This window comes from Ponticaulis koreensis DSM 19734 (genome assembly GCF_000420665.1).
Classification (GTDB): Bacteria; Pseudomonadota; Alphaproteobacteria; order Caulobacterales; family Hyphomonadaceae; genus Ponticaulis; species Ponticaulis koreensis.
In genome coordinates, this window is the sequence record NZ_ATVJ01000002.1 from 541,386 (window position 1) to 556,151 (window position 14,766).

Below are 14,766 nucleotides of genomic sequence, written 5' to 3' on the forward strand. Positions count from 1 at the left end.
CTCGGTCCTTATCTAGAAATAGGTCAGCCCGACCATTGCACCCGCTGCAATCACAACAACACCCAGAAACAACCATGGTACAATGGATAACCGTTTCAGTGTCTTCGTCATCCGGCGAAACTGGCCCTTGTCATTTACTCGTGGGAACGGTGAGTCCGGCTCAGGGACGCCAAGAAACACACAAAGCGGCGCCCATCCGTCTTTGACCTCCATGACCAGAAGGCGCTCTTTCGGAATGGCCGCTTTCACGTCATCAACATGGCGTTCAAATTCAGCGCGCGCATAGGATTCGTTCTCGAAACGGCCATCGAACAGCCCCTGCCAGACGAGCCTGTCTGCCAGCTCGGTGAGCTTTCCAACGCGCGGGAAGCACCATTGCACCCAGCGCGGCACTGAGGTCTCTACCTTATAGATCGTATCTCGCATGGAGGCGTACCAGTCAGCCGGCGGGCGAACCGTCAGGATGACTTTTGCATCCGGATTAGCCGCGGCAAGCTCTCGAAAATAAAGACTGGACGGAAAGTCGACACACGCATCATAGCCCTGAAACACGTCATCCCAGTCCGGCGTTTCACCTTCCATGATGTCATGCCACTGATTAACCTGACGGGAGCTGAGCATCACATCGAACATGTGATGACACTTACCATAGCCCAGCTGCTCGAGCGCAGCCTTGAGCGACAACGTCCCTGTCCGCGGTAAACCCGCTCCAATAATTCTGAGACTCATCCCCTGCCCCGTCGCGTCCTCGACGCTTCTTACCACACACCTGCGTCGCGCAAAGCCCGTGTCAGCTCGGGAGGCACTTCGGCAGAGTGACTGCCCGTTGCATCTTTTGGAGCATCTTCAGGCTTGAGGTAGCGCCAGCCCTGAAAAGCTCTGCGCCCCTGCGGCTCGGTCGGGTGAATTTCGGGATCCAGAACCAGTTCGCAATAATTACGACCGTTCATGTCCTCCATGACATTCACCTCGACGATTTCCTGTCGGGCCAGAATAACGCCTTTGATCACCCAATAGATCGAACCGCCATCCAGCAGTTCGTCTGCTCGCTTCGGCGACTGACGGGTTTCGTGGACAGGGTTTGGAGACATTCCAAGCGCTTTGCGATGCGCGATAACACGCTTCTGCCAGTTTGCCAGATCGTCCACGCTTTCCGCGCCGACACAGAGTTTAACCAGGTGAATCATACCCGTAATGTAGTGGGTCGTGGGCGTCTGGGCAGCCCGTCTGCGAAAAAAATTACTGGCGAACCATCACGCCAATCACAGGCCCGTTTTCGGAATTGCGCTGACGCAGAAAGCGGGATTCTTCCACCGGGCTGGAAAAGAAGAAATCGATATCTGTAATGCGCGCGCGGTAAGACCGCGAAATGTCTTCCCGCAAAATCTCACCCTGCACATCGACCATGAAGGCCGAGATGAAAGAGACGCCGTATTCAGGGTCCTGATGCAGAATATACTGATGAGTGTAAGAATCGACACGACCACCGCCAGGCGCGTCAAACGGCCCAAATGAATGGTATTCTACACGCACAAGATTCTGACCGACCGGATCAAGCCAGGTGTAGCCAATAAGATGTTCACTCGCCCAACGGTCGATCGGACCATCATTGCTTGAAGGCTGATGCTCAAATTCGATACGCCATAGGCGGCCCAGATCGTCGGCTTCGACAACACCGCCCATGCTCGCTTCGAGATCATCAGGGATCAGCCAGCCGTCAGGGGAAATTTCCTCACCCCATTCTTCAACGACACGGTCCAGCTCTTCGCTCGTTCCGTTCGCTTCCACAACAGTCCAACGCGGATCAGGCAGTTGAATTCGCGGATCATACCGGATTTCGCGGAATGCTTCGCCGTCCGTCAGCTCGACGGTAAACGCGGCACGAAGACTTGGAGGTGGTTCAGTGCGCGCCAAAGCGGTTTCGAGCGGAGGTCTCCCTGTCGAAATCAAAAACGCCGCTGCTAGCACTGCGAAACTCATCCCATCCTCTCACCGCCCCGATTTGCCGGGCCGGAGGATGTATCAAGCGATATCCCGTACGGCCATCTCAGAATCGAGGTCCACAACAAATGTGCGTGGATTATGGTATTCAAAGGCTTTACGAACCTTCAAAATTTTGAAGATTCTCGCCAATCCGGCTTTGGAATACTGCGAAAACATTCCGTCGCGCGCTATTTGCGGCGACATTCCGAAGTTTCGACGAAGTACGCCATTCGCATAAACAGCATTCGCACGAACGACAGATTTAAGTGTCTGGAATTCGCAGGATAGCGAGACATTCACCATGTCTTCGTTGACGATGCGGTGTGGGCCGTTTTGCGGCCATGTCGCCACCATTCCCGGCTCTAGGCGCACTTTCAGTGCCGTGTCATCGAAGTGTGGTGTGAACGGAATTTCTTCTTCGGACTCTTTGAGAACAACCGTCTCAAGGTCTTCATCTGTGAGGTATGGTGCCTCAGGCGGATAGAGCCAGACATTCTTCACACCGCGAATTTGCCATAGCGTCACGAGCGGCACATCAAAGTGATAAAAAACCTGCGCATTAGGTGAAGAAATAAGGATAGACGTATCCTGCTTCATCGTTTTAACGCCTGGGTTCACTTCTTCCAGTGCATCAAACATCTCTGCCGTCAGGTCAGCATACTCGGGCAGATACCGATTAGACTGGCGCATATTGATCCAGATGCGACCTTCATGAACGGCACGGAAAAGCTCTTCACCGGACAGGTCAGGCGCGTCACCCGAACGGAAGGATTCCCGATCAGTGACCTCATACCCCATGGTATAGATGCCCATGCGGTCACGCGGATAACGATCAAGCAGATCAATCAATCCCTCATCAGAGAACATATCCCGATGCTGAAGGTTGTGATGCGCAACGATGTTTTCTTTTTCAAAAGCCGCAGCTTTGTCCGCTGACCAGTCCGTCAGTACTGTCTGAGTCATAACGATCCCACTGAATCCCTCTAGATTGCGCGAAAACTAGCAGCGAAGCCTCAAATTATATCTGCCAGCGGGACCCAAATTTCCCTTTCAGCGTTAAGACTGAGCAGGACCTCGCAAACGCAGACCTGCATGCGACTAAGAAAGGCCGGAATTGACTAAATCGGTACGCAAATGGGTTTCACTGATCTTCTGGTGCGTAATCGCAGCGGCGGTTGTCTGGCAGGTACTTGTCCGCCTGCCACCGCAACATAACCCGTTCACAGATTTATCGATCAATCACCCGATCGGATTTGCGACTGCAAACAAGGTATCGAACCTTCAGGGCAATCCGGATGTCTGTTTCGCATTTCTCGAAGAGGCCGACACAGCCTTCACACGGCTCGAAAATACGACGGATGATGAGAACTGCGGCTTTACCGACGCGCTGACACTGGACCAGTCGCGCTTTCCCTATAACGCCACGCTCAGCATGACATGCCCGCTGACAGCAGGTTTGATGGTGTGGGAGGAGCACTCGCTCATTCCAAGAGCACGTGAAATTCTGGGACGCGACATCGAAGAAATCAGAAGCTTTGGCAGCTATTCCTGCCGCCGGCTTTATGGCCGTGAGAGCGGACGCTTCAGCGAACATGCAACCGGCAATGCGGTCGACATTGAAGGCATCACCTTCACTGATGGCTCAACACTGACACTTTTGCACGATTGGGATGCCGATAGCGTCGAGGCTGAATTTCTCCGGGCAATCCGTGATGATGCCTGCGAAATCTTCGGCACTGTGCTCGGGCCGGAATACAACGCTGCACATGAAAACCACTTCCATTTCGACATGAGCCAGACGGGCATTTGCCGATAAAAAGCGCTCGCCTGAACCACCGCGAATAGCGCGCTTCGTTAACCATAATCAGCTAATCTGACGCTCAACTGGATGATGACCGCAAATTGTTCGGGCTGATGCTTAACATCACGCGCCAATTTGCGTTACGCATCACATGAACAAGTTCGAGCGTTATCTGTGTCTAATCTGGCCCGTATTCCATTTCTGAAAGACATTCCTCTGCGCACGCTACGTGCCGCAGAAAAAGAAGCTGTATGGTTTTCGGTTCCAGGCGGCGGCACGCTGTTTGATGAAGGCACAAGCTCGGATGCCATTTATTTCGTCCTCAGTGGAACGCTCGGCGCTTTTCGCCGCGCACCCGACGGACGCACAGACTTTGTAGGCCATATCCGCCCCGGCGAACCCGTGGGTGAAATGGCGATGCTCGCTGGTGAGCCGCACTCAAACTCTGTTCTGGCCGTCCGCGATACGGAGGTCATCAAACTTCCTCGCACGACCTTTATGAAGATGATGCGCTCCTCACCGGAAGTGATGGAGCGACTGTCTCGCATTCTGCTGATGAGGCTTCGCCAGAACCGCCGGCAAAACAATCGCGCTGAACCAAAAGTCTTCGCGCTCGCGGCTTCTTCACCGACCATTGACCTGAAACTGCGAGCCCGTGTGCTTGCTGACGCTTTGGCGCGCCTTGGCATGTCGGCAGCCATTGTTGGTGAAGAAGCAGAAAATCAGGGCGCTTCTTATTTTGACGCGCTGGAAGCTTCCAATGACGTCGTCATTCTTACCTCCACCATCGGTGACAATGCATGGTTCAAGCTCTCGCTTCGGCAGGCAGACCGCGTCTGGGTTCTGGCGCGGCCTGATGCGCGCCCGTCCGTGCCCCTGCTTCCGGATGACACCTCACCGGCAAAGACCTTCCGCTTGATTGATATTGTCCTGATCGAACATTCGAACGGTCGTCGTGTGTCTGAACCGACAGACTGGATCGACGCCGCCGGTGCGGCGCGCTGTTTCCACTGGAAAGGCGTTCAGGGCGGAGATTGCGACCGGCTGGCCCGCGTTATGGCCGGACGCTCGGTCGGCCTTGTTCTGTCTGGCGGCGGCGCACGCGCTTACGCACACATCGGTGCGGTAAAAGCGCTGCGCGAACACAATTGCCCGATCGACTTTCTTGGCGGCGCGAGCATGGGCGGCGTTGTTGCCGCATGCGTCGCTATGGGCTGGGATGACGATGAGATCGAGTATCGCATCCGCAAAGCCTTCGTGGAAAGCAACCCGCTGGGTGACTACACCCTGCCCGTGGTGTCCATGGTCAAAGGAAAGCTGGTCGATGAACGGCTGAAAGAGCATTTCGGCGAGACAATGATCAACGACATGCATCTGCCATTCTTTTGCGTATCGACGAACCTGACCGCGGGGGCGGTTCACCTGCACACACGCGGAAAGCTTCGCGAAGCCCTGCGTGCGAGCATCGCGCTCCCGGGTATTCTCCCGCCGTTCGTCGAGAACCGCGAAGTGCTGGTTGATGGCGCTGTGCTGAACAATTTCCCCGTCGACATAATGCGCCAGGCCCATCGTGGATTTATTATCGGTTCGGACGTGGCACGCGCCCCCGAAGGCCTCGCGGCAGACGACTTCATCGACCCGCCCGGTTTCATGGGCTGGGCGTTCAAGCACGGCCTGTCAGAAGCGCCGCCGATTGCCAGCTTGCTTATGCGGACAGCGACATTGTCAGTCGACCCGAATGCCGGGCGCGAACTGACGACCATTCTCGTTGCGCCGGAACTTCCAAAAATCGACCTGAGAGACTGGGAAGAGTATGATCGCGCCGTCGAGGAAGGCTATAACGCCACCTGTCAGGCGCTTTCCATGGCGAGCGGCCCGATTGTCAGACTGATGAAAAACAATAGCGCCTGAGGTTCAGGCCAGCCTTGAACCGTTCGGCACTGTCTTATCGGGTGAGAACATTACAATCGCACCCGCCTCGTCAGCAAAGCCAAGCGTCAGCACTTCCGACATAAAGGGGCCAATCTGGCGCGGCGGAAAGTTCACCACTGCTGCGACCTGCTTTCCAAGGAGCGCCTCAGCATCATAATGCACTGTGATCTGTGCAGATGACTTTTTCACGCCGACGGCAGGACCGAAGTCGATTTTCAGTTTCAGAGATGGCTTTCGCGCTTCTGGAAACGGCTCCACTTCGACAATCGTCCCGACACGAATGTCGACTTTCAAAAAGTCTCCGAACTCGATCTCCGGCGCTGGTGGCGCGTCTGCGGTGAAATCCATATGCATTGGGCATTCCTCTGTCTTCGAGACGAATGCATAGCCCTCACCCGCCTGAGCTTCCAGCAATCACGCTCAACAGGCCGACGAGATATCCTCATTGCTGAAACAATTATCACGAAAAGTGATCCGTCACGCACACGTGAGCTTGAAACGGCGTGTTTTGCTAAATTGATTTAGAGCCGTCAGATAGGGTCGATCCACTGCAAGCAAGGGACGCATGCACAATGAAAAAGATCATCGGCTTTATTCCACACGTCATCGCCGTTTTCGCAGCGGCGGTCTTTCTGGACAGTCTGCGCTACAAATTCACGAACGCACCAGAGACGCAGGAAATCTTCGGTCGCCTGGACGGCTGGGCCGGCACACTTGGCGCGGGCGGCCTGTTCTCCCAGACAGGTCTGTTTTCGCAATACACGATCGGAACGGCCGAGCTGTTTGCATCAGCACTTCTTCTTATCGGAATCATTCCGGCTCTGCGTCGCCTTCAGGCGCTGGGCGCACTTATCGCGCTGGCCGTTATGTCGGGTGCAGTCAGTTTTCACCTGTTCACACCGCTCGGCATCGACCCGAACAATGATGGCGGCGGCCTCTTCATGTCGGCGGTGATTATCTGGATGACATCGCTCGTCATGCTGGTCATTCGCCGCAAGGAACTGACCGGTCTCGTTGGCGATATTGGTGCTGCTCTCGTTCGCAAAGACTGATCGCGCGCCCGTCCCACTGTAAAAATACTGGCCAAGCCTATTCCCTGGACCGAATCCGTGCGTCTAAATGCGCAAGGTTAATCAGGGCGTGCACGGCACGCCCGAATTTACGGGGATAGAGATCATGGAAGCGATTCTGGAGAATTTGCAGAATGTGTTCGGCGGCAGCGTCGATCTTGCAGCACTCGCGTCAGGCGCGGGTTTTTTCGGCGGCAGCGCCAGCGCTATCGCCGTCGCCTTCTTCCGGGGCGCGATCATCCGGTTCGTTATCCGCACGATTTCGACGGCCCTGCTAACAGGCGTCGGCTTTCTGTTCCTGCTCGATTTCCTCGGCTTCGAAATTGTGCCGCCGGAAGAATATCGCGATCAGTTCCAGTTCGGTCAGAGCATGGATTCAACAGAGACGATCGAGAAAACAGATGAAGACGGCAACCGTCGCCGCATCATCATTCATTCACCGTACCGCCGCCACGGCTGATCAGGCTGCGATATTGTCGCCGGATGTTCGGAACGCCTGAGTTTCGGCATCACGGCGAAAACGCTCGTACATGCGCATTACAGCTTCAGGACGATAATTAAAGCCGAGGCTCGAAAGATCAGCGTGGACTTTTTCCACCGCAAGATCAGCGCCCGTATTCGCGATTGAGCTCACGATACGTTTGTAAGCATTCGGTTCTGTCCGGTCACCGAAATGGGCCAGCGCCCATTCTGCAAGCTGACGGCACGACCATGTGTCGATGCGGTGCTCGCGGTAGAACAGTTCCTCGGATGAAAGCGTATTATTGTTGTTATCAGTCATGCCACATCTCCAAACGGGTTTCTCTTCATTCGAACCCTGTCTGAAGTTTCGCCGAACTGATTTAGGATCAGGTGCAAAAAAGGTTACGAAACCTCGCGGTATTCGTAACCTTTCAGAAAGCTTTAGCCGGACGAACCGGCGAAGTCTGTAAGCGGAATTAGCCCGCTTTCACCTGCTCGATTGCGACAGGCATCAGTTCCGCGAGCTGTGCAACGATGTCTTCGCGTGAGCGTGAAACGCCCTTCGCGTCGAAATCGCCAAGAACTTTACGGATCACGTCTTCATCGCCCGGCTCTTCCAGGTCAGACACGACAACAGATTTTGCATAAGCTTCAGCTTCGTCGCCCGCCAGACCGAGAACGTCTGCAGCCCAGAGGCCGAGAAGTTTGTTGCGGCGCGCAGTCGCTTTGAAGAGTGTTTCCTGATCGAGGGAGAACTTCTTTTCTTCTCCGCGCTCGCGATCTTCAAATTGTGCCATGTTCGGGTCACTTTCCTGACTGACTTTGTTACAATGATTTCTACCCCGTTCTTTGCTAGGTTTTCCACCCTATCGCAAACAGAATCTCCGGGTTTTTCGCCGCAGATATGGCATCTTGCATAGAAACCGTGTAGTGCGTCGCAGCTTGAAACACTCTATTCTATACAGAGCGTCGTAACCGGAGAGCCGAATGATGTCTCGTCGCCGCAAAATCTACGAAGGCAAAGCCAAGATTCTTTATGAAGGTCCTGAACCGAACACACTGATTCAGTACTTCAAAGATGACGCCACAGCTTTCAATGCGGAAAAGCATGCCGTTCTTGATGGCAAGGGCGTACTGAACAACCGTTTGTCAGAATACTTTATGACGCGCCTTTCCGGCATCGGTATTCCGACGCACTTCATCAAGCGCCTCAATATGCGTGAGCAGCTGGTAAAGCAGTGCGAAATCATTCCTCTGGAAGTGGTTGTTCGTAACGTTGCTGCAGGCTCCATCTCCAAGCGCCTCGGCATCACCGAAGGCGAAGCGCTGCCGCGTTCACTTGTTGAATTCTATTATAAGAAAGACGAACTCGGCGACCCGATGGTCTCCGAAGAACATATCGCTGCCTTCGGCTGGGCGACCCCGCAGGAAATCGACGACATGGTCTCAACGACCCTGCGCGTGAACGACTTCCTTGCAGGCCTGTTTGCTGCTGTCGGCATCCGTCTTGTTGATATGAAACTGGAATTCGGTCGCCATTTCGAAGGCGATATGGTTCGCACAATCCTTGCGGACGAAATCAGCCCTGACAGCTGCCGTCTCTGGGATCTTGAAACCAACGAAAAACTCGACAAAGACCGCTTCCGTCGCGACATGGGCGGTGTTACCGAGGCCTATGCAGAAGTCGCAACGCGACTCGGTATCTTCAAACAATCCTCAGACATCGCGTCTGTGATTGATATCAACAGCGAGCGCAACGGAGGCTAACGCTCACATGAAAGCTATCGTTTATGTGGAACTGAAGAACGGCGTACTTGACCCGCAGGGCAAGGCTGTTTCCGAAACGCTCTCCCGTCTTGGCTTCGACGAAGTCAAAAGCGCACGCATCGGCAAACGTATCGAGCTCGAACTCGAAGACGGTCTGGCGAAAGATGCTGCTGAAGCTCGCGTGAAAGAGATGTGCGAAAGCCTTCTCGCAAACACGGTAATCGAGCGCTACCAGATCGAACTGGCCGACGCGTAAAATTATCCGGCTACGGCATTTTTTTAGTGCCGCGTCGTGAAATCGTCATAGCTCCGCGATACTGGCTGGACTCAGCTAAGATCGCGGAGTTTTTTATGCTGAAGACTGCAAACCTATTCGTCCTGTCCGGGCTTGCGCTTTGTCTGGCAGCCTGTGGGAACGACACCACCGAGACAGCGGCTACAGACGCGCCCGTGCTGCCACAGCTCGTCTTTCCCGGCGAAGAAATTCCTGATCCCTATCACCGCGCCTATACGCTGACTGAAAATGCGGAAGGCACTGTTCGTGTTTTCACCCGTGAAACACGCGACGACACTGACCTTTACGAAATGCTGCTTCAGGACGACGGAAGCTGGTCAGAGCCGGTGAAACTGGAGTGGCCAAAGCTGCGCTCTAACGTTGCCCCGCACTTCAGCCCGTTTGACGGCCGGCTTTACTTCGCTTCGGACCGCCCCGCTCCCGGCCTCGAAAACCGCGATGACATGAACATCTGGTCCATCGAACGTACCGAAGATGGCTGGGGTGAAGCCGAATATGTGCCCGGCAATATTCATTACGGTTCGGACGAGACTTCAGTAACCACAACGGCGAATGGCGACATGTATTTCGTATCGCAGCGCCGCGAAGGTCCGGGCGGCCATGATTTCTATGTCGCCCATTATGACGAAACCACAGAAGGCTGGATTTTTGATGGCCTGCTGCCTGAGGGCAATACGTCGCTCGTTGAAAGCCATATCGCGGCAACGGCTGACGGTCGCCATCTGGTTTTCTATTCGCGCATGCGACCAATCCTCGGTAATGTGGATTTGAAAGTACTCACCCGCGCAGACGATGGCAGCTGGATTGGCCCTTACACGCTTGGCCCGAATATCAATTCGCGTGGCATCGAATTCGGCGCGAGCTTCTCCGCGACCGGCGACACCTTCTTCTATTCTCAGGAAGGACGCCTCGTTGAGATGCCGATGGACGCCTTCATGGCTGAAATTGATGCGGCTCGAGCCGCATACCTTGCGGACGAAGAGCTTCAATTCCTCGGACTTTCTGACAACTAATTAATGTAAAAACCGGCGACGGAGCAGACGGAAACCGGATCGGCCGGCGTTTTACTATCATGAACGCGGCCGAAAGCGGCTGGAGCTCCCCCTTAATGGACACCGCCTGTCCGCCCCTTAAAGCTCCATGGTCCCAATACCGTGATTGGTCATGTTCATACGTTTAAGTTCCTCCACGAACTTACCCAGACTAAGGACGTTCGCTTTCCCCCTGCCCTTTTAAGCGAACGTCCTTTTTTTGTGTCTTCCGCGCGCCTTCGGGATTTTCATTTGCTGCAATTACGGCTAATGCGAACGCATGAAAGCAGGCGTCATCATTTTCCCCGGTTCAAACTGTGATCGCGATGCGATTACGGCTCTGAAGGACATCACCGGACAAGATCCGGTGCAAATCTGGCACAAGACAACGGAATGGCCGAAAGGTCTCGATTTCGTGGTCGTTCCAGGCGGGTTCTCTTATGGTGACTATCTACGCTGCGGCGCGATGGCTGGTAACTCTCCGATCATCCCGGAGCTGAAAGCGTTCGCAAATTCCGGTGGCCATATCCTCGGCATTTGCAACGGCTTCCAGATTCTGACTGAAACCGGCCTGCTTCCGGGCGCGCTTCTGCGAAACGCCGGGTTGAACTTTGTCTGCCGCAATGAACGTCTCATCGTCAGCCCGAACAGCTCTGCTTTCACGTCCGAGTATCAGTCTGGCAGCGAAATCATCGTACCTGTTGCACACCATGACGGTAACTTCTTCGCAGACGACGCCACGCTCGATATGCTGGAAGGCGATGGCCGCGTGGCGTTCCGCTATGCGGATAATCCGAACGGTTCAGCACGCGATATTGCTGGTATTCTTTCTGAAAACCGCCGCGTTCTCGGTATGATGCCTCACCCGGAACGCGCTATTGGCGGCCATGAAGGTGGCAGCGATGGCCGTGCGATGTTCACAGGCGTCATGAACGCTCTGGCGACTGCGTAAGGCTAGATCAACCCGAAACCACCCATCAGATAGACGACACCGATCGCCGTGAGGATGTACTTCGTCCAACTGCGAAAGGAAACGTCTGTCATTTTGTCGAGGACTTTGCCCCCTACCCAGGTGCCCGTCATCGCCACAGGCAGCGCGGCAATGCAAAGCCAGATGGGCGGTAACGCCCCCTCTTCTGCTGACATGAGAACAGGCAATGTCCAGAAACCAATCTTGGTGAGGTGGGCGATAACCTGCGTTGCGCCTTTGGTCGCGACAATCTGCTGGCGCGTCATATCCGACTTTACGAAGAAAATATCGAGCACAGGCCCAACGACACCTGCCAGCGTGTTCAGTGCCTGTGCGATAAAGCCAAGCACTTCAGCCTGAAACGGTCGGTTCACATCCAGCGCGAAAACTGTCTTGGGTATCCAAGGCACAAATGCGAGTACGCCAAGCATGACGAAAACCGCCTGCTTATCCGGCTGCCAGAACACCAGACACAAACCACCAATCGCAAGCACACCGCCAATCAGATAGCGGCCGACGATTCTCCATTGGATGTGCTGTCGGATCAGAAAGGCGCGCCACCCGTTTGCAAACAGCTGGACCACTCCATGCAGCACCATGGCAAAAGATAGTGGAAAAATCGCCGTGAAAACGCCCATCAGTATGAGCCCGCCAGCCATCCCGAAAATACCGGATAAGAGAGACGTGACGAAAACGGCGGAAAAGATGATGGCGAGCAATTTCAGGAGAGCTGCGGTTCCCGTCACTCCCAACATGCCTGCCCTCCAAACTTATCTTCGTGGTCTGAGTAAGCGGCTTTCACTCGGGTCGCAATATGTAGCGATCTATACGATGCAACGTTTTGTCACACAAAAAGTATGGTTTTGAGGCATTCTGTCCAATAGGCATATTCCTCAAAAAAATTATGGTCTCTCTCAAGATTATGGGAGAAACCTGATGAAGTTCGATTTTTCAGACAGAACAAAAGACTATATTGCCCGCGTGTCCGCCTTCATGGACGAGCATATTTATCCAAACCAGAAAACCTATGAAGATCAGCACGCTGCGTTCGAGAACCCGTGGAACGTGCCGCAGATTGTCGATGATCTGAAAGCCAAAGCGAAGGCTGAAGGTCTGTGGAACCTGTTCCTGGCTCCGAGCCCTGAGCACGATGATGACGAGTTCCATGGAGCTGGTCTCTCCAATCTGGAATACGCGCCACTCGCAGAGATGATGGGGCGCGTCAGCTGGGCATCAGAAGTCTTCAACTGCAACGCACCGGACACCGGCAATATGGAGACGATCCACCGCTACGGTACGCGCGCGCAGAAAGAGCAATGGCTGCGCCCGCTGATGAATGGCGACATCCGGTCTGCATTCCTTATGACAGAGCCGCAGGTTGCCTCCTCTGATGCAACTAATATTGAGACCCGTATTGAGCGCGACGGAGATCACTACGTAATCAACGGACGCAAATGGTGGTCTTCCGGTGCAGGCGATCCTCACTGCAAAGTTGCGATCGTTATGGGCAAAACCGATTTTAATGCGCCGAAACATGCGCAGCAGAGCATGATACTGGTGCCTATGGACATGCCGGGCCTCGAAATCGTTCGCATGCTGCCGGTGTTCGGATTTGATCATGCGCCGCACGGTCATGCCGAAATCCAGCTAACGAATGTTCGTGTGCCAGTCGAGAACATGCTTCTGGGCGAAGGCCGCGGCTTTGAGATTGCGCAAGGTCGTCTCGGGCCGGGCCGAATCCACCACTGCATGCGCACCATCGGCGCGGCAGAGCTCGCGCTTGAGAAAATGTGCAAGCGCCTCGTGGGCCGTGTCGCGTTCGGTAAATCCATCGCAGAACATTCAGTCTGGGAACAACGCGTCGCCGATGCGCGCCTGAATATCGAAATGACGCGCCTTCTGACACTTAAAGCCGCGTATATGATGGACACGGTCGGCAATAAGGTCGCGAAGAACGAAATCGCCATGATCAAGGTCGCAGGTCCTCGAATCGCCTGCCAGATCATTGACGATGCCATTCAGGCCTATGGCGGCGCCGGTGTGACGGAAGACTTCGGCCTTGCTGACGCCTACGCCAATATTCGCACGCTGCGCATGGCGGACGGGCCGGACGAGGTGCACGCGCGAGCTATCGCGCGCAATGAATTCCGCAAGTATCGAGATGCCAATTACGGCAAATCCGTTGATGCGGAGAAATTCACTGAAAGCGTCGGCGCGCGCTAAGACCCGCTGCAATCTTCACAGAAGCAGCCCTTCGGAACCTCCGGAGGGCTGTTTGCTATAGCGCGCCAGATTCTTCATGCTAACAGTTGAGCATGTTTACCCGCTTTGTTCGCCGAATCTCACGGCTCCACAAAATATTCGGCATGGTTATCGGCCTGCAGCTCCTTTTCTGGGTGGTGTCAGGCTTCTATTTCACGCTCTACCCGATCGAGACGATCCGCGGAGATCATTTACGCGAACAGATCGATCACGGCATACTCCGCCCTGAAGACGTTGAAGTCAGCGTGCAGGATGCCATGAATGCCTCGGATATCTGGGTGTTTGAGGCAGAGCTATCCATGTTTCTGGGTGAACCGGTCTGGAAGCTCAGCAATAGTCATGAGGTAAAGCTCGTCAGTGCACGCACAGGCGATCTGATCTCTCCAATACCTGAAGAAACGGCGCTTGAGATTGCCCGAGCGGGAGTGCCGGGCCTCGCTTCCTTCGAAGGCGAGATGCGTCTCATCGAAGAAAACGCGCCGCGTGAATATGGCGGTCGACTACCTGTCTGGGCGTTTGAGACCGCGGATAGCCATGAGCGCGCCTATATTGACGTGAACACAGGAGACATCCGGGCCGTACGAACCACCGAATGGCGCATATTCGATGTGCTCTGGCGTTTTCATATCATGGACATCACTGGCGATGACCGGATTGATACCTGGTGGATGAAGCTTGCGGCTTTCCTCGCCTTCGCGATGGTCATCACAGGCATCATAATTCTGGTCCAGCGTCTGATTCGCGGAAAGCTGTTCAGCTAACCGCGCCAACAGCGTCAGACAGTATAGCTGACGACCTCGAATTCGATGCCGTCCTCATTGTCGAAATAAAACCGGCTGCCAGGCTCATAAGTCTGGTGTGAATGGGTTTCATATCCCTCGGCCAGAACCGCTTTCTCGGCGGCCTCCAGATCGTCGACCAGAATGCCGATATGGTTCAGGCCGCCTCGGGTGCGGTAATTATCCGGTCCGTCAGATACGCCTTCAGGCGGCGAATAGATCGCCAGATAGAGATCAGGTGTTCCTACGTGAACGCTCTGCCCACCGTGAATGGATGGGCCTTTCCAGCGGATATACCAGCTAAAGATACGCGCCAGCCGCTCTGCCGATTTCACCGGATCAGCTGCGGTGAAGTTCAGGTGTTCGAGAGTTGCCATAGACATGGTTCTTACTCCTTTTCGTTATGGATTGATA

The 14,766-nt window shown here is 54.6% G+C and carries 19 protein-coding genes; 10 read left to right on the forward strand and 9 right to left on the reverse strand.

Translation table 11 applies throughout. The annotated features are described in order from the left end of the window. Window positions 1-12 precede the first annotated feature (12 nt). The 4 genes from G523_RS0114375 to G523_RS19460 are packed head-to-tail and all read right to left on the reverse strand — an operon-like array spanning window position 13 to window position 2,946. On the reverse strand, window positions 13-729 hold the full coding sequence (locus G523_RS0114375) for a sulfotransferase family protein (protein ID WP_022695764.1): 717 nt from the start codon (window positions 727-729) through the stop codon (window positions 13-15). Between the two features lie 29 nt (window positions 730-758). Further along, window positions 759-1,187, reverse strand: coding sequence for a DUF1489 family protein (locus G523_RS0114380; RefSeq protein WP_022695765.1), 429 nt, complete (start codon window positions 1,185-1,187; stop codon window positions 759-761). A gap of 52 nt (window positions 1,188-1,239) precedes the next feature. Then, window positions 1,240-1,980: a hypothetical protein gene (locus G523_RS0114385; RefSeq protein WP_022695766.1), complete on the reverse strand. Its 741-nt coding sequence runs from the start codon at window positions 1,978-1,980 to the stop codon at window positions 1,240-1,242. A gap of 42 nt (window positions 1,981-2,022) precedes the next feature. Further along, entirely contained in the window at window positions 2,023-2,946 is a 924-nt protein-coding gene (locus G523_RS19460; protein WP_022695767.1) for a hypothetical protein, read from the reverse strand. A 151-nt stretch (window positions 2,947-3,097) separates the two neighbouring features. On the opposite strand from G523_RS19460, the gene G523_RS0114395 reads away from it, so the two are divergent. Both G523_RS0114395 and G523_RS0114400 read left to right on the forward strand, forming a co-directional pair. Beyond that, complete coding sequence (locus tag G523_RS0114395) at window positions 3,098-3,799, forward strand: extensin-like domain-containing protein (RefSeq protein ID WP_022695768.1); 702 nt, start codon at window positions 3,098-3,100, stop codon at window positions 3,797-3,799. Window positions 3,800-3,958: 159 nt separating this feature from the next. Then, the gene (locus G523_RS0114400) at window positions 3,959-5,695 is read left to right on the forward strand and encodes a patatin-like phospholipase family protein (RefSeq protein ID WP_022695769.1); all 1,737 of its coding nucleotides are present in this window, start codon (window positions 3,959-3,961) and stop codon (window positions 5,693-5,695) included. 3 nt (window positions 5,696-5,698) lie between these two features. Here G523_RS0114400 and G523_RS0114405 read toward each other — a convergent pair whose 3' ends face one another. After that, a complete protein-coding gene (locus G523_RS0114405) occupies window positions 5,699-6,070 on the reverse strand; it encodes a tRNA-binding protein (RefSeq protein WP_027441784.1) in 372 nt (123 codons plus the stop codon). Window positions 6,071-6,288: 218 nt separating this feature from the next. On the opposite strand from G523_RS0114405, the gene G523_RS0114410 reads away from it, so the two are divergent. Next, window positions 6,289-6,768 carry a hypothetical protein gene (locus tag G523_RS0114410; protein WP_022695771.1) on the forward strand — a complete coding sequence of 160 codons (480 nt, stop codon included), beginning with the start codon at window positions 6,289-6,291 and terminating at the stop codon, window positions 6,766-6,768. Window positions 6,769-6,835: 67 nt separating this feature from the next. Next, window positions 6,836-7,246 carry a hypothetical protein gene (locus tag G523_RS19465; RefSeq protein ID WP_155802782.1) on the forward strand — a complete coding sequence of 137 codons (411 nt, stop codon included), beginning with the start codon at window positions 6,836-6,838 and terminating at the stop codon, window positions 7,244-7,246. Here the strand turns inward: G523_RS19465 and G523_RS0114420 are convergent, their stop codons facing one another. Both G523_RS0114420 and G523_RS0114425 read right to left on the reverse strand, forming a co-directional pair. Then, on the reverse strand, window positions 7,247-7,567 hold the full coding sequence (locus G523_RS0114420; protein WP_022695773.1) for a hypothetical protein: 321 nt from the start codon (window positions 7,565-7,567) through the stop codon (window positions 7,247-7,249). It abuts the gene before it with no gap. A 157-nt stretch (window positions 7,568-7,724) separates the two neighbouring features. Continuing rightward, a complete protein-coding gene (locus tag G523_RS0114425) occupies window positions 7,725-8,045 on the reverse strand; it encodes a DUF1476 domain-containing protein (RefSeq protein WP_022695774.1) in 321 nt (106 codons plus the stop codon). A gap of 193 nt (window positions 8,046-8,238) precedes the next feature. Here G523_RS0114425 and purC point away from each other — a divergent pair, with 193 nt between their 5' ends. The 4 genes from purC (at window position 8,239) to purQ (ending at window position 11,293) form a co-directional block, all read left to right on the forward strand. Continuing rightward, window positions 8,239-9,015 (forward strand): phosphoribosylaminoimidazolesuccinocarboxamide synthase, encoded by a 777-nt coding sequence (gene purC, locus G523_RS0114430; protein WP_027441785.1) that lies wholly within the window; start codon window positions 8,239-8,241, stop codon window positions 9,013-9,015. 7 nt (window positions 9,016-9,022) lie between these two features. Then, entirely contained in the window at window positions 9,023-9,271 is a 249-nt protein-coding gene (purS, locus tag G523_RS0114435; RefSeq protein ID WP_022695776.1) for a phosphoribosylformylglycinamidine synthase subunit PurS, read from the forward strand. Window positions 9,272-9,366: 95 nt separating this feature from the next. Next, the gene (locus tag G523_RS0114440) at window positions 9,367-10,323 is read left to right on the forward strand and encodes a TolB-like translocation protein (protein ID WP_022695777.1); all 957 of its coding nucleotides are present in this window, start codon (window positions 9,367-9,369) and stop codon (window positions 10,321-10,323) included. A 298-nt stretch (window positions 10,324-10,621) separates the two neighbouring features. Then, the gene (purQ, locus tag G523_RS0114445) at window positions 10,622-11,293 is read left to right on the forward strand and encodes a phosphoribosylformylglycinamidine synthase subunit PurQ (RefSeq protein WP_022695778.1); all 672 of its coding nucleotides are present in this window, start codon (window positions 10,622-10,624) and stop codon (window positions 11,291-11,293) included. Window positions 11,294-11,295: 2 nt separating this feature from the next. Here purQ and G523_RS0114450 read toward each other — a convergent pair whose 3' ends face one another. After that, a complete protein-coding gene (locus G523_RS0114450) occupies window positions 11,296-12,066 on the reverse strand; it encodes a TSUP family transporter (protein WP_022695779.1) in 771 nt (256 codons plus the stop codon). Window positions 12,067-12,247: 181 nt separating this feature from the next. Here G523_RS0114450 and G523_RS0114455 point away from each other — a divergent pair, with 181 nt between their 5' ends. Together G523_RS0114455 and G523_RS20455 are read left to right on the forward strand one after the other, a co-directional pair. Further along, window positions 12,248-13,534: an acyl-CoA dehydrogenase family protein gene (locus G523_RS0114455; RefSeq protein WP_022695780.1), complete on the forward strand. Its 1,287-nt coding sequence runs from the start codon at window positions 12,248-12,250 to the stop codon at window positions 13,532-13,534. Window positions 13,535-13,626: 92 nt separating this feature from the next. Continuing rightward, window positions 13,627-14,334: a PepSY domain-containing protein gene (locus G523_RS20455; RefSeq protein WP_081648834.1), complete on the forward strand. Its 708-nt coding sequence runs from the start codon at window positions 13,627-13,629 to the stop codon at window positions 14,332-14,334. Between the two features lie 14 nt (window positions 14,335-14,348). Here G523_RS20455 and G523_RS0114465 read toward each other — a convergent pair whose 3' ends face one another. Further along, a complete protein-coding gene (locus tag G523_RS0114465) occupies window positions 14,349-14,735 on the reverse strand; it encodes a VOC family protein (RefSeq protein WP_027441787.1) in 387 nt (128 codons plus the stop codon). Window positions 14,736-14,766 lie beyond the last annotated feature (31 nt).

What these genes read in the sequence shown, in the direction of transcription:
- G523_RS0114375 (WP_022695764.1), bottom strand. Translation starts at nt 729, where the DNA reads ATGAGTCTCAGAATTATTGGAGCGGGTTTACCGCGGACAGGGACGTTG.
- G523_RS0114380 (WP_022695765.1), bottom strand. Translation starts at nt 1,187, where the DNA reads ATGATTCACCTGGTTAAACTCTGTGTCGGCGCGGAAAGCGTGGACGAT.
- G523_RS0114385 (WP_022695766.1), bottom strand. Translation starts at nt 1,980, where the DNA reads ATGAGTTTCGCAGTGCTAGCAGCGGCGTTTTTGATTTCGACAGGGAGA.
- G523_RS19460 (WP_022695767.1), bottom strand. Translation starts at nt 2,946, where the DNA reads ATGACTCAGACAGTACTGACGGACTGGTCAGCGGACAAAGCTGCGGCT.
- G523_RS0114405 (WP_027441784.1), bottom strand. Translation starts at nt 6,070, where the DNA reads ATGCATATGGATTTCACCGCAGACGCGCCACCAGCGCCGGAGATCGAG.
- G523_RS0114410 (WP_022695771.1), top strand. Translation starts at nt 6,289, where the DNA reads ATGAAAAAGATCATCGGCTTTATTCCACACGTCATCGCCGTTTTCGCA.
- G523_RS19465 (WP_155802782.1), top strand. Translation starts at nt 6,836, where the DNA reads ATGCGCAAGGTTAATCAGGGCGTGCACGGCACGCCCGAATTTACGGGG.
- G523_RS0114420 (WP_022695773.1), bottom strand. Translation starts at nt 7,567, where the DNA reads ATGACTGATAACAACAATAATACGCTTTCATCCGAGGAACTGTTCTAC.
- G523_RS0114425 (WP_022695774.1), bottom strand. Translation starts at nt 8,045, where the DNA reads ATGGCACAATTTGAAGATCGCGAGCGCGGAGAAGAAAAGAAGTTCTCC.
- purC (WP_027441785.1), top strand. Translation starts at nt 8,239, where the DNA reads ATGTCTCGTCGCCGCAAAATCTACGAAGGCAAAGCCAAGATTCTTTAT.
- purS (WP_022695776.1), top strand. Translation starts at nt 9,023, where the DNA reads ATGAAAGCTATCGTTTATGTGGAACTGAAGAACGGCGTACTTGACCCG.
- G523_RS0114440 (WP_022695777.1), top strand. Translation starts at nt 9,367, where the DNA reads ATGCTGAAGACTGCAAACCTATTCGTCCTGTCCGGGCTTGCGCTTTGT.
- purQ (WP_022695778.1), top strand. Translation starts at nt 10,622, where the DNA reads ATGAAAGCAGGCGTCATCATTTTCCCCGGTTCAAACTGTGATCGCGAT.
- G523_RS0114450 (WP_022695779.1), bottom strand. Translation starts at nt 12,066, where the DNA reads ATGTTGGGAGTGACGGGAACCGCAGCTCTCCTGAAATTGCTCGCCATC.
- G523_RS0114455 (WP_022695780.1), top strand. Translation starts at nt 12,248, where the DNA reads ATGAAGTTCGATTTTTCAGACAGAACAAAAGACTATATTGCCCGCGTG.
- G523_RS20455 (WP_081648834.1), top strand. Translation starts at nt 13,627, where the DNA reads ATGTTTACCCGCTTTGTTCGCCGAATCTCACGGCTCCACAAAATATTC.
- G523_RS0114465 (WP_027441787.1), bottom strand. Translation starts at nt 14,735, where the DNA reads ATGTCTATGGCAACTCTCGAACACCTGAACTTCACCGCAGCTGATCCG.